We start from the raw sequence: 12,185 nt of genomic DNA on the forward strand, positions 1-12,185 counted from the left end.
CCCAATGAAGAAGATCATGACATTCGCGCTTATGGTTGCGCTTGCCAACGGCGCACTGGCGCATTCCAAAATTGAAGAAACAACCCCTGCCAACGGCGCCACGATAACCACTGTGCCCGCTGAAATTGGTCTCAACTTCTCAAAAAACATCCGGCTGACACGGATAGAGATGGCCCATGAAGAACACTCGGCGGTAAGCTTGGATTTGGGCGACCAGACAAGTTTTGGTCAGGCATTCACGATCCCACTGCCGAGCAATGGAACGGGCACCTATGTCATCGAATGGCGGGGTTTGGGTGAAGACGGCCATGCGATGCAGGGCGAGTTTTCCTTTACCGTGGAATGAGCATGCCAGACATCTGGGCGATTGCTGCGATCCTCGCAAAGCTGGTGCTCTACATCGGCTTTGCGGGCTCTGCCGGGCTTGTGATTGTTGGATGCCTCTATTCCGGTCTTGTCGCGCCGGTGAACCTTGCGATGACGCGCCAGGCCAGGGCCTTGGCATGGCTTGCTCTTGTCGCGACAGCAGTTGGCTTCTTGCTTCGTGGAGCCGCCTTGACAGGCGGGGTTGACGGCATGGTCGATCCGAAGATGCTTGGCCTACTGTGGCAGACATCCGTGGGCGACACACTTGTTTACCGCCTTGCAGGCGTAGCGTTGATCCTTGTGGGGCTTTCCGTTCCTCGCTTTGGTCAGTGGATCGCGCTGTTGGGTGGCACGATCGCTTTATGGTCGTTTGCGCAGATCGGGCACGTGCCGGAACTGGAGAGCTTTTGTATCCAGCTCCTGCTCCTGCTGCACCTGTTGTGTGTAGCTTTCTGGGTGGGCATCTTCAGCCCGCTGCGGAATATGGCCCTTGCTCCTGAACACCTGAAGGATGCTGCTGAACTCGGTCATGTCTTTGGGCAAGCTGCCACTTGGCTTGTGCCGGCGTTGATCGTGGCGGGTCTTTGGATGGCCTGGTTGCTTGTCGGCAATCTCCAAGGGCTTCTGTTCACAAGCTACGGGCAGGCGTTGTTGCTCAAAGTGTTTTTTGTGGCGCTGCTGTTGTTTCTTGCCGCTGCAAACAAGCTCCGATTTGTTCCGGCCATGCAAGGTGGAGAGGTCAAGGCAGCGCAACGCCTCGCCCGCTCTATCGAGGTTGAGGCATTGATGGTGTTGGTGGTGCTGGCAACAACGGCAACACTCACGAGTGTTCTGACGCTTCCGAATTCGGGCCATTAGAGCGGGCCAGACACCGGTGCGCGCGCAGTGTGCAGCAATGGCAACAGCGGTGCACGATCCGATGCGAACAAGAAAGACAATCCCACTCAGGGCCCGCCGACCCTTGCCGCGGGGCCTAGCCATTGGGCTTTGGCAAACAGGGTTCAAACAGTGCCACCTGCGCGCCGGTCAACCGTAAGAAATCAAGCTTGTTCACCGCCTGTCTTTCGAACCATCAACACGCGACCTGCCGAATTCACTGGGGCCTGAACCCTGCAGCTGCCCCTCAAAACCTTAATGAAAGACAGGACATGCCACCATCAAGCTTTGCACAATCGGTATTGTCAATTTCAACGACCTCATAGCCTTCGCGGTCCAGCATCTCTGCGGTGCGTGGGAAACCAGCGGCCATCAGCACCAGATTGTTGAACCGGATCGCGTTTGCCGCCGCCTCCTCTCCGTCAGCAACATGCAGCACCCGGTAGCCTTCAAAGCAGCCCGAAGCGTCCAATCGCCGGGTCGCAAGAATTGTCTCGGCATCCATCAGAGAACAATCCGTTTTGAAGTGCAAAACGCCCTCGGGCGTGAACACTTCCCGCAGTTTGTGACCCCATTCCGAGGTGATTTTCGCCAGTTCCTCAACACCTTCCGCGTCAGTGCGGTCTGACCGGCCCACAAGAATTTCGCGGCCGGTTACAAGGATGTCTCCGCCCTCGATATGGCCGGGACCATTGATCTGTGTGACCGTTTCATAGCAGGCGCGCAGTGCCGGGGCGATCTCGGCCACTTCCCCCATTCGCGAAGGCGCGCCCGGCCGCATCAGCACAGCACCCTGCGGCAGACACAGGGCCGTATCTTCCACAAACTGCGCGTCAGGGAACGCATCCAGGGGATCAAGCTCGATCACCTCGGCCCCGGTGCTTTTCAGTGCTGCCACGTATGCCCCATGCGCGGCCGTCATCCCATCGAAATCCGGGTTTCCGATATCTTCTGCGCGCAATCCGTCAGCAATGGTCGGTGCCGGGCGGCGAGTGATGGCGCGGGAAAACTCAAAAGTTGGGTCTGACATGTTTCAATCTCTCTGAGGTTCGAATTTTCGGGCGGTGACTTCGATCATCGCGGGCCCGCCCAGGGCGGCAGTTTCGCCTAACGCTTGCGCAATGGCCTGCGGCTTATCGGGAACCCTGGTGTGCGGAATGCCAAAGGATCTGGCCGTTGCTGCAAAATCGGGGGGTGTGGGGTCACATCCAATGACCGTCACGCCTGCATCCTGCATCGATGTGGCGATTTCCCGGTACCCGTGATTGTTCCAGATCACGAACGTGACCGGCAGGTTTTCGTCTACCGCGGCCATTGCTTCCGGCATTGAAAACTGCGCCCCGCCATCGCCGGTGATGCATATTACCCGCGCCGTTGGATCGGCAATCGACGCACCGATGGCTGCGGGTATGCCATAGCCAAGCGCACCATACCCCGTTGCCGCATTGAACCAGCCACCAGCCCGGTCGTGGTCATAGTAAAGATTGCCGGCATAAATGGGCTGGGTGGAATCCCCGACCATCAGAGCATTCGGAGACGCCGAGCGCATTGCATTCAGTATCTCCACCTGTTGGCGATAATCCGGACCAATCTCCTGCCAGGCCGCATTGCGCGTTTTTCTGGCACAGTCCGCACCGTTGCTTTGCCGTGACCTCTGCGGCAGGACCTTACACAGCGCTGGCAAAACCAAGCCGACGTCACCTTGAATGGCAATCGCTGCCTCATGCCGTGAAAGCTGATCGCTGCACCGATCAACCCGTATCAGGTTTGGCAGTTTCGCAAACTGACCGGTGGCATACATGTCATAATCGGTTGGCCCCAGCTCGGTTCCCAAGGCCAGAACGCAATCGGCGCTTTCCAACAATGCGCGCACCGCGTTCAGGCTGGGGCTGGCCGGTACGGTCAGAGCATGTCCGTGCATCAGGCCGCGCGCGTTGACGGTTTGCACAACCGGAGCATCCAGAGCTTCGGCCAGTGCCTGCAATCCCGCCTCGGCACGTTTCGCGCCGCCGCCCGCCAAAATGACGACTTTCTTTGCCTCAGCCAGTTGCCCTGAAGCCTGCCTGATCAATGCCGGGCTGACCGGAGGATCAGGGTCAGGCGTCTCGACTGCTGTTTCCTGGTATTCCGCCGCTGCGACATCCAACGGAACCTCGATATGCGCCGGCCCGCGGCGACCATTGCTGAGGCCTTGAAAAACGCGGTCCAAAACCTGGGCCAGAGCACTGGGGCCGGTGACCTGTTCGGATACCAACGCAACCGTTTTCGCCAGCCCGATTTGGTCTGGCAATTCGTGCAGATGCCCCAAACCCTTGCCAAGCGATCCGGTTTTGTTGACGCCGGACACCACCAGCATCGGTATTGAATCGGCCCGCGCCTGCGCCATCGGCGTCAGCGTATTGGTCAATCCGGGGCCGGTGATCACAAAGGCAACACCCGGTTTACCCGACACACGGGCATAGCCATCGGCCATGAAACCCGCCCCCTGTTCGTGTCTGGGCGTCACATGTCGTATGCCCGAAGCGGCAAGCCCTCGATACAGTTCCACCGTGTGAACGCCCGGAATTCCGAAGACGCAGGTCACATCCCGCTGGCGCAGCCCGGCAACCAGAGCTTCGCCAATTGTCATACCGCTCATGCGACCTCGCGTGATTTGCTGTTGGCGTGTTCGATGATACGGGAAACTGCGGTACCAAAATCCGTGTCATTGATCGTCAAAGCAACCCGCACCCAGTCCTTCAGGCTGTCACCAAAGGCAGATCCCGGCATGGCGGCCACCCCGGCCTGAAGCAGATCCCAGGCATAGGCTTCGCCATCCAGCCCGGTGGCAGAGACATTGATGAGTGCGAACATTCCCGCCTCGGGCCGGTGAACTTTCAGATCCGTTTCGGCTTCAAGACGATCGGCCAACAGGGTCGCGCGACCAGAGAATCGGGCGGCCATACCGGGGGCAACCTCGGATCCGTCACGGATCGCCTTTTCGGTCATGTCCGCGATGAACGGTTGATTGCCAAAAAGCATGGTCTCGGAATAGGGCAGCAGCGCTTCGCAGAACGCGGCGGGCCCGACGCACCAGCCACTGCGGAATCCCGGAGCGGCATGAGACTTCGAGATGGATGATACGCCAATGACACGATCCGCCAGTTCCGGATCTGCCAATGGTGAAACAAATCGGGCACCGTCAAAGATCAGTTCTTCATAGACCTCGTCCGAGATGATCCACAAATCACGCGCAATCGCCAGCTGCCCGATCTCGGCAATGTCCGCGGCGGTCAGAATCGCGCCCGTCGGGTTATGCGGCGTTGTCAGAAGAATGGCGCGGCTGCGCGGAGTGATGCGGGCCGCGATATCTGCGGCCTGCATGCGAAACCCTTTCTCGGGCCGCAGCGGTACGGGCACCATCTCGGCCCCGGATGCACGAACAACACCTTCATAGGTCGCGTACATCGGATCGCCGACAAGAGCTTCGTCGCCCGCCTCGGCGACCCCGGCCATGGCTGCGAACAAGGCGGTTTGTGTGCCAGGAAAGCACAGAAAATTCCCGGGCTCGAAAGCCCGCCCGCGAGAGGCAGAATAGCGCGCAGCCAGCGCGTCAAGCAGCCCTGCTTCACCGCGCCCGTTGGAGTACCCTGTCCGCTGCGCCCGCAATGAGGCAACGGTGGCTTCGACCAGCGCATCCGGCACCGGCACGTCCGGTTCTCCTATCGTCATTTCGACGATGTCCGCTCCGGCCTTGATCAGGTCGCGGGCTTTCAGATGTACGCCCCATTTGGCACCACCCAAGCCCGCCAACCGTTCTGTCACCGATGTGGTCTTCATGACTGCTCCACCTCTTTGGTCAATGGAATCCCGACGATGGCGCTGACGGAATCCAAACCGATCCGCGCCAGTTGGCCTTCGCAAAACGCATCCGGAAGCGCGCCCCCTTCAAGCCACAGGCCATCGATCACCGCGTTGCATGCGATGGCCAGTTGCATTGCCTCTGACGCATCAACCGAACGCCCGGTTTCCTGCAATGCCGCGACGATCAGCTTCTCGAGGTGATCCCGGAAATAGTCATAGGTTCGCTGGTGAATGCGCTGCATTTTCGGGTCATGCTGCACTTTGTTCAGGAAACCCGCCCACAACGCCACGGCGCTTGGATCGACGATCGGCGGTCGCAGTGACGCGTCGACGAAGTTGGTCAACTTAGAAACCGCGCTTCCGGTTCCTGATGACGCCGCGGTCTGGTCCGTCAGCGTATTCATGTGGTGCTCATACGCCGCCTGAACCAGTTCGTCCTTGGATGAGAAATAGTGCCGGATCAAACCTTGGGTCACATTCGCGCGGGCTGCGATCTCGCGCACCGTGGCACCCCGAACGCCCATCTCGGCGATCAGGTCCAAAGTCGCCAGAATCAGCGCCTCGCGGCGAAACTCGGCAGACTCACGTTTGAATTTGCGGCTGTCGTCCTGCACGTCAGTGTCATCCATGGCACGGGATTATTATACACTTGCATAATTGCGAGATTCGGGGCTTACTGCAAGCTGAAATCAGAAGATTCTTGGATATGGACACAGCCAAAGCAGTTGCACCCGCACCCGAAACAACCACGCCTGACGAGGCGATCAAGGTTGAGGATCTGCACAAATCCTTTGGCACGCTGGAGGTTTTGAAAGGCGTATCCCTGACCGCAAACAAGGGGGATGTTGTTGCCATTATCGGGGGGTCAGGCTCTGGAAAATCCACCATGCTGCGCTGCATCAACTTTCTGGAAACGCCGAGTTCCGGAAAGATAACCATCGGCGGTGAACTGGTTGAAATGCACACCGATGGCAGCCCTTCCAACCGCCGCCAGATCGAACGTATCCGCACGCGTCTGGCCATGGTTTTCCAGCAGTTCAATCTGTGGACACACCGCGCGCTTCTGGAGAACGTGATCGAAGTGCCGGTGCATGTGCTCAAGGTGCCGAAGGCCCAGGCGATCGCACGGGCGCATGAATTGCTGACACGGGTGGGCCTTGGCGACAAGGCTGACACCTATCCAGCCTATCTTTCGGGTGGTCAGCAACAGCGCGCCGCCATTGCCCGGGCGCTTGCAGTCGATCCTTCGGTGATGCTTTTCGATGAACCCACATCAGCGCTTGATCCCGAGCTTGTTGGCGAAGTTCTGACCGTGATCCGCGATCTTGCCGCCGAAGGGCGCACAATGCTGCTTGTCACCCATGAAATGAAATTCGCACGCGAAGTCGCAGACCACGTTGTCTATCTCTTCGAGGGCCGCATCGAAGAGCAGGGCCCACCTGCCGAGGTCTTCGGAAACCCAAAATCAGAGCGCCTGAAGCAGTTCCTCAGCTCGGTCGCCTGAACCTAAAAAACAAAACAAAATGAACCAAAAGGGAGTATCAAAATGAACGTCAAGAAACTGCTCGTGTCCGGCCTTGCCGCCGCTGTCCTTTCGGCTGGTATCGCCAGTGCAGAAGAGGTCAAGATCGGCATCGCAGCCGAACCTTACCCGCCATTCGCGTCGCTGGACAGTTCAGGTAATTGGGTCGGCTGGGAAATCGATGTCATCAATGCGGTCTGCGCCGCTGCGGAACTTGACTGTGTCATCACGCCGGTCGCCTGGGATGGTATCATCCCGTCGCTGACCGGACAGCAGATCGACGCCATAATGGCGTCTATGTCGATCACCGAAGAGCGGCTGAAAACCATTGATTTCAGCGATCCTTACTACAACACACCTGCCGTCATTGTCGCGGACAAATCGATGGATATCGAAGCGACCCCCGATTCGCTGGCCGGTAAGGTTGTCGGCGTTCAGGCGTCGACCATCCACCAGGCTTATGCGCAGGAATATTTCAAGGATTCCGAACTGAAGGTTTATCAAACTCAGGATGAGGCCAACCAGGACCTGTTCGCAGGTCGTATTGACGCCACTCAGGCCGACAGTATCGCCATGGCGGACTTCGTGAACTCGGATGCCGGGGCATGCTGTGAAATCAAAGGCGCCGTCGCAGATGATCCGGCCATCCTGGGCCGGGGCGTTGGTGCCGGTGTTCGCAAGGGCGATGATGACCTGCTTGCAGCGCTGAACAAGGGCATCGCGGCAATTCTTGCCGATGGAACGCACGAGAAGATCACTTCGAACTATTTCTCGGCCAGCATCTACTAAGCGGCTGCCGTGACCGGACTGTTGGAATCGCTTGGACTGGCGCAGAGCGCAGAGCTTCTGTCGCTGTCGCCACCGGGTTGGGGGGGCAATCTGCTGCGCGGATTGTCCCACTCATTGCAGATCGCTTTTGGTGCATATGCGCTCGGCCTCGTGATCGGGTTGTTCGGAGCCTATGGCAAGCTTTACGGCGGGAAGGTCACGCGCGATCTTCTTGCCATCTACACGACCGTGATCCGGGCCGTGCCGGAACTGGTCCTGATCCTGATCCTGTATTACGTGGGATCTGACATCATCAACAAAATCTCCGCTGCAATGGGCGGAGGACGGGTCGAGGTCAATGGCGTCGCTGCGGGCATCTGGGTTCTGGGCGTCGTTCAGGGCGCATATGCAACCGAGATTCTGCGCGGAGCCATACAGGCGGTTCCACCCGGACAGATCGAGGCCGCCAAATCCTACGGGATGCCCGCCTTCATGACCATGCGCCGCGTGACGATCCCTGCCATGATGAGCTTTGCCGTACCCGGTCTGGCCAACTTGTGGCTGATCGCCACCAAGGACACCGCCCTGCTCGCGGTCGTGGGATTCAACGAACTGACACTGGAAACCCGGCAGGCCGCCAGCAGCACACGCGCCTATTTCACCTTCTTTTTGGCGGCGGGTTTTCTCTATCTCATGGTCACCCTGTTTTCGGGCGCCATCTTCGCGCGGATCGAAAAATGGGCGCGTCGCGGTCAACCTTCTCTGAAAGGAGGTGGCAGATGATCGATCTCAGGTCCTTGATGCAACCCCATCGCATCGTGATGATGCTGATCTTTGCCGGGATCGTGATCTGGTGTGCCATGTCTTTGCGATGGGACTGGTTGCCAAAATACGCACCGCTTGCGTTGCAGGGAATCTGGACCACGCTCTGGCTGCTTGTTGTCAGCGTCGTTCTCGGGTTTCTGCTGGCCGTACCACTCGGGTTGGCCCAGGCCGTTGGGCCCTGGTACCTTGCGGCTCCCGCCAAGGCGTTTTGCACAATCATTCGGGGCACACCCCTGCTTTTGCAGCTTTGGTTGCTGTATTATGGCCTCGGCTCATTGTTCCCTCAATTCCCCTGGATACGATCATCCGAGCTTTGGCCGTATCTGCGTCAGGCCTGGCCTTATGCGGTGCTGGCCTTGACGCTTTCTTATGCCGGCTATGAAGGTGAGGTCATGCGCGGAGCCTTCAAAGGCGTTGCCAAGGGCCAGCTGGAGGCCGCCAAATCGTTCGGCATGCCCAGGCTGACGATGTTCCGCCGCATCTGGCTGCCGCAGGCAATCCGCAACGTTCTGCCCACCCTGGGCGGTGAAACCATCCTCCAGTTGAAGGCGACGCCTTTGGTTGCCACGATTACGGTGGTTGATATCTATGCCGTTTCATCCCGAGTGCGGTCTGACACGTTCATCATCTACGAGCCGCTCATCCTGCTGGCCGTATTCTACATTCTCGTTGCCGGTATTATTGCCCTGATGTTCCACTGGCTGGAAGTGAAGGTGCTGGGAACCGGAAGCCGAAATGGGCCAGCCGGATAGTACAAGCCGGAAGTAAAGCGAGATCCACGGCCCCACTCCGGGCACAGATTTCGTCGGCGCGTTTTCAGGCCGATTGAAACCACGGGCCCACGATCAAGACGGTTGCCCGAAATGATTTAGGGAAGGTTCGGCTTGCAGGCCCCTGCGGCGAGGCACTGGCAGCCCAGGGCCAGAGCCTGACTTTCTTATCCATTGCACAACGACCTGGAACACCGCGGCGCAATCGTCTGGTCGGCGCAGTGGCGGATGTCACGAAGCATTGCAAACTTGCCCCCCTCGTCCTTTGGGGCCCGTTGCACAAGACGTGCATTCGGCACAGCCCCGACAGAACCTAATGTCGCAAACCCGTATTCAGATTTGAGCCGACGACCATCATTCTTTGGGGTGAAACACCTTTGATCGCGCGAATGGGCTGTATCTGCACTGAACGCAGGTCGTGGTGAGCCACGAACTGGTTATGCCCATCGGGTCTGTTTGCCAATCAGAATAACGCTCAGATCGCCAGATACTCCTCACGAAGACCGGTGTCCTCAAGCACTTCTTTTGCCGTTCCGTCGAACACGATGGTACCGGTGTCAAGAATGATCGCGCGGTCCGCCAGTTCCAAAGCGCGTACAGCGTTCTGTTCAACGATGATCGTGGTCATACCCTGCTGTTTGACATGTATGAGGGTTTTTTCGATTTCGTCGACGATGACAGGCGCCAAACCTTCATACGGCTCATCCAAAAGCAGCACCTTGATGTCCCTGGCAAGCGCTCTGGCGATTGACAGCATCTGCTGTTCGCCTCCCGACAATGTAATCCCCTCCTGCTTCCTGCGCTCACCGAGACGCGGGAACAACTCGTACAGCCGTTCGAGGGACCATCCGATCGGAGGCGCAATCTGTGCAAGCTGCAGGTTTTCTTCAACTGTCAGGCCGGGAATGATGCGCCTGTCTTCTGGTACAAGACCAAGGCCCACTGCCGCCGCTTCATAGCTTGTCATGTTGTGCAGCGGCTTGTGGTCCAACCAGATTTCGCCATGTCTAACTTCTGGATCTCCAACTCTCGCAATCGAACGCAGCGTCGAGGTTTTGCCCGCGCCGTTGCGTCCAAGAAGGGCAAGAATCTCGCCTTCATGTACGTTGAAGCTGACGCCCTGCACGATGTAGCTTTCTCCATAGTAGGAGTGCATATCCCAAACGGAAAGAAACGCAGGGGCGGTGCTGGCCAGATTGGCGTTTTTCGAAAAGTCAGGTTTCTCGTTCATAGCTTTTCCTTACGCAGCCTCGCCCAGATAGGCTTCGCGAACCTTGGGGTTTCCGCGGATGTTTTCAGGAGTATCTTCAACTAGGGGTGTCCCCTGGGCCAGAACAGTGATGCGTTCGGCAAGGCTGAAGACAACATGCATGTCATGCTCGATGATCGCGATGGTGATGTCGCGTTCATCCTTGATCTGTTTCAGCAGGTCGATCGTGTTGTTGGTATCCGCCCTCGCCATCCCCGCCGTCGGTTCGTCCAACAGCAACAACCGCGGGTTCTGACTGAGGCACATACCAATCTCAAGCCGCCGCTTGTCGCCGCGCGACAGCGAGGCCGCGTGCATCTCACGTTTGTCGGCCATGTTCATCTCTTCCAGCATCGCTTCGGCCTGTTCAACAACAGCCTTTTCGTTGGCGATGGTCTCGTAAGCGTGCATCCGGAACGCCCCATCCCGCATGGCGAAGATCGGAATCAACATGTTCTCCATCACCGTCAATTCACCAAAAATCTCGGGTGTCTGAAACACGCGGCTTATGCCCATCTGGTTGATCTGGAAGGGTTCAAGCCCCAAGACCGATGCGTTGTCGAACAATACGGACCCGGTATCTGGCATGAGCTTGCCAACCAGACAATTCAGCAAGGTCGACTTGCCCGCACCGTTGGGCCCGATGATTGCGTGAACCGAATTCTCCTCGACGCTGAGATTCACATCCGTGAGCGCCTTGAGACCGCCGAAGCGCTTGCTGACGTCTTTGACTCTTAGAATTGCCATGGCTCGCCCCTTATTCCGCCGGTTCCGTTTTGCCCGACGTCGCGTCGTCGGATTTTGATTTCTTGCGCTTGAGCCGGTTCAGCAAACGCTGACCACCTTCGACAAGACCACCCGGCAAGTAGATAACGACAAGCATGAAAAGAATGCCCAGCGTCAGATGCCAGCCCTTGCCGATGAACGGATGGATCAAGAAAACCACCGCGTCCTCCAGCCCGTCAGGCAGGAATGCAAACCAGCTGTGCAACACGTTGTCGTTGATCTTCGAGAAGATGTTTTCGAAGTACTTGATGAAGCCCGCACCCAGCACCGGCCCGATCAGTGTGCCGGTGCCGCCCAGGATCGTCATCAGAACGACCTCGCCCGATGCGGTCCACTGCATACGTTCGGCACCTGCCAGCGGGTCCATTGCGGCCATCAGCCCACCAGCTAGGCCGGCATACATGCCAGAGATGACAAAAGCTGCCAGCGTGTAGGGTTTCGAGTTCAGGCCGGTATAGTTCATCCGCTGCTGGTTTGATTTGACGGCCCGCAGCATCATCCCGAAAGGTGAACGGAAAATTCGGATGGACAGATAGAATACCACCATCATGATCACCGCACACAGATAGTATCCCGCGTTGAAATCAAAGCTCCATGCGCCCACGTCCAGCGTGTAGGTTGCGCGCATCGGCAACCCGAACAGATGCGGCAGGTCCGGCGAGTTCGCCCCTTGCAGAATCTGCGGATCATCCGCGTAAACCTGCAATCCCGTTTCCCCGTTCGTCAGGTTGAATTTGGGGTTGGACAACACCGAATAAGCCAACGCAAAGCTCATCTGGGCGAAAGCCAGCGTGAGGATCGAAAAATAGATGCCCGACCGGCGCAGGCTGACGAACCCGATCAGCAATGAGAATACCCCGGCGACCACAACGCTGAGTGCGATGGCCGGGATGATGTTGTAACTCAGCAGCTTGAACATCCATACGGCGGAATAGGATCCAACGCCCAGAAAGGCCGCGTGTCCGAATGAAAGGTATCCGGTAAGGCCGAACAGGATGTTGAAGCCGATGGCAAAGATGCCAAAGATGACAAAGCGCTGCATCAGATCCGGATAGCCCGCGTTGAACTGCGCCATGGCGCTGCCTTCCGGGAACGGATTCAGGATGAAGGGTGCCAGCATCGTAAGGATGCCGACGATGATCAGCAGGCTGGTATCTTTTTTGTTCAGTCCCAACATCGA

General features: G+C 57.9%; 13 protein-coding genes. 6 read left to right on the forward strand and 7 right to left on the reverse strand.

What is annotated here, in order from left to right; translation table 11 throughout:
• Positions 1-16 precede the first annotated feature (16 nt).
• Together GOW09_RS12890 and GOW09_RS12895 are read left to right on the forward strand one after the other, a co-directional pair.
• On the forward strand, positions 17-346 hold the full coding sequence (locus GOW09_RS12890) for a copper resistance CopC family protein (protein WP_254442736.1): 330 nt from the start codon (positions 17-19) through the stop codon (positions 344-346).
• A complete protein-coding gene (locus tag GOW09_RS12895) occupies positions 343-1,224 on the forward strand; it encodes a copper resistance D family protein (protein ID WP_254442737.1) in 882 nt (293 codons plus the stop codon). The genes GOW09_RS12890 and GOW09_RS12895 overlap by 4 nt, the downstream gene beginning before the upstream one ends.
• 265 nt (positions 1,225-1,489) lie before the next feature.
• On the opposite strand, the gene GOW09_RS12900 is transcribed toward GOW09_RS12895, so the two are convergent.
• The 4 genes from GOW09_RS12900 to GOW09_RS12915 are packed head-to-tail and all read right to left on the reverse strand — an operon-like array spanning position 1,490 to position 5,714.
• Positions 1,490-2,272 carry a dimethylarginine dimethylaminohydrolase family protein gene (locus tag GOW09_RS12900; RefSeq protein ID WP_171118872.1) on the reverse strand — a complete coding sequence of 261 codons (783 nt, stop codon included), beginning with the start codon at positions 2,270-2,272 and terminating at the stop codon, positions 1,490-1,492.
• A 3-nt stretch (positions 2,273-2,275) separates the two neighbouring features.
• Positions 2,276-3,880 carry a 5-guanidino-2-oxopentanoate decarboxylase gene (locus GOW09_RS12905; protein WP_171118874.1) on the reverse strand — a complete coding sequence of 535 codons (1,605 nt, stop codon included), beginning with the start codon at positions 3,878-3,880 and terminating at the stop codon, positions 2,276-2,278.
• Positions 3,877-5,061, reverse strand: coding sequence for a pyridoxal phosphate-dependent aminotransferase (locus GOW09_RS12910; RefSeq protein ID WP_171118876.1), 1,185 nt, complete (start codon positions 5,059-5,061; stop codon positions 3,877-3,879). The genes GOW09_RS12905 and GOW09_RS12910 overlap by 4 nt, the downstream gene beginning before the upstream one ends.
• Positions 5,058-5,714 (reverse strand): TetR/AcrR family transcriptional regulator, encoded by a 657-nt coding sequence (locus tag GOW09_RS12915; RefSeq protein ID WP_171118878.1) that lies wholly within the window; start codon positions 5,712-5,714, stop codon positions 5,058-5,060. The genes GOW09_RS12910 and GOW09_RS12915 overlap by 4 nt, the downstream gene beginning before the upstream one ends.
• A gap of 77 nt (positions 5,715-5,791) precedes the next feature.
• On the opposite strand from GOW09_RS12915, the gene GOW09_RS12920 reads away from it, so the two are divergent.
• From GOW09_RS12920 to GOW09_RS12935, 4 genes are read left to right on the forward strand one after another with little or no spacing between them, the layout of a single operon-like run.
• On the forward strand, positions 5,792-6,589 hold the full coding sequence (locus GOW09_RS12920; RefSeq protein ID WP_171118880.1) for an ABC transporter ATP-binding protein: 798 nt from the start codon (positions 5,792-5,794) through the stop codon (positions 6,587-6,589).
• A 42-nt stretch (positions 6,590-6,631) separates the two neighbouring features.
• Positions 6,632-7,396: a transporter substrate-binding domain-containing protein gene (locus GOW09_RS12925; RefSeq protein WP_171118883.1), complete on the forward strand. Its 765-nt coding sequence runs from the start codon at positions 6,632-6,634 to the stop codon at positions 7,394-7,396.
• Between the two features lie 9 nt (positions 7,397-7,405).
• Positions 7,406-8,158, forward strand: coding sequence for an ABC transporter permease (locus GOW09_RS12930; protein WP_152459071.1), 753 nt, complete (start codon positions 7,406-7,408; stop codon positions 8,156-8,158).
• A complete protein-coding gene (locus tag GOW09_RS12935) occupies positions 8,155-8,952 on the forward strand; it encodes an ABC transporter permease (RefSeq protein ID WP_171118885.1) in 798 nt (265 codons plus the stop codon). Before GOW09_RS12930 ends, GOW09_RS12935 begins: the two co-directional genes overlap by 4 nt.
• Before the next feature lie 493 nt (positions 8,953-9,445).
• Here the strand turns inward: GOW09_RS12935 and GOW09_RS12940 are convergent, their stop codons facing one another.
• From GOW09_RS12940 to GOW09_RS12950, 3 genes are read right to left on the reverse strand one after another with little or no spacing between them, the layout of a single operon-like run.
• Positions 9,446-10,201: an ABC transporter ATP-binding protein gene (locus GOW09_RS12940; RefSeq protein WP_171118887.1), complete on the reverse strand. Its 756-nt coding sequence runs from the start codon at positions 10,199-10,201 to the stop codon at positions 9,446-9,448.
• A gap of 9 nt (positions 10,202-10,210) precedes the next feature.
• Positions 10,211-10,966, reverse strand: coding sequence for an ABC transporter ATP-binding protein (locus tag GOW09_RS12945; RefSeq protein ID WP_170346000.1), 756 nt, complete (start codon positions 10,964-10,966; stop codon positions 10,211-10,213).
• A 10-nt stretch (positions 10,967-10,976) separates the two neighbouring features.
• A complete protein-coding gene (locus tag GOW09_RS12950) occupies positions 10,977-12,182 on the reverse strand; it encodes a branched-chain amino acid ABC transporter permease (RefSeq protein WP_171118889.1) in 1,206 nt (401 codons plus the stop codon).
• Between the last annotated feature and the right edge of the window lie 3 nt (positions 12,183-12,185).

This window comes from Ruegeria sp. HKCCA5463, from assembly GCF_013034175.1.
In the GTDB taxonomy this organism is placed as follows: Bacteria; Pseudomonadota; Alphaproteobacteria; order Rhodobacterales; family Rhodobacteraceae; genus Ruegeria.

Coding starts and splice junctions, on each gene's coding strand:
- GOW09_RS12945 (WP_170346000.1), bottom strand. CDS start 10,966: ATGGCAATTCTAAGAGTCAAAGACGTCAGCAAGCGCTTCGGCGGTCTC.
- GOW09_RS12900 (WP_171118872.1), bottom strand. CDS start 2,272: ATGTCAGACCCAACTTTTGAGTTTTCCCGCGCCATCACTCGCCGCCCG.
- GOW09_RS12915 (WP_171118878.1), bottom strand. CDS start 5,714: ATGGATGACACTGACGTGCAGGACGACAGCCGCAAATTCAAACGTGAG.
- GOW09_RS12940 (WP_171118887.1), bottom strand. CDS start 10,201: ATGAACGAGAAACCTGACTTTTCGAAAAACGCCAATCTGGCCAGCACC.
- GOW09_RS12935 (WP_171118885.1), top strand. CDS start 8,155: ATGATCGATCTCAGGTCCTTGATGCAACCCCATCGCATCGTGATGATG.
- GOW09_RS12950 (WP_171118889.1), bottom strand. CDS start 12,182: ATGTTGGGACTGAACAAAAAAGATACCAGCCTGCTGATCATCGTCGGC.
- GOW09_RS12895 (WP_254442737.1), top strand. CDS start 343: ATGAGCATGCCAGACATCTGGGCGATTGCTGCGATCCTCGCAAAGCTG.
- GOW09_RS12925 (WP_171118883.1), top strand. CDS start 6,632: ATGAACGTCAAGAAACTGCTCGTGTCCGGCCTTGCCGCCGCTGTCCTT.
- GOW09_RS12920 (WP_171118880.1), top strand. CDS start 5,792: ATGGACACAGCCAAAGCAGTTGCACCCGCACCCGAAACAACCACGCCT.
- GOW09_RS12890 (WP_254442736.1), top strand. CDS start 17: ATGACATTCGCGCTTATGGTTGCGCTTGCCAACGGCGCACTGGCGCAT.
- GOW09_RS12905 (WP_171118874.1), bottom strand. CDS start 3,880: ATGAGCGGTATGACAATTGGCGAAGCTCTGGTTGCCGGGCTGCGCCAG.
- GOW09_RS12910 (WP_171118876.1), bottom strand. CDS start 5,061: ATGAAGACCACATCGGTGACAGAACGGTTGGCGGGCTTGGGTGGTGCC.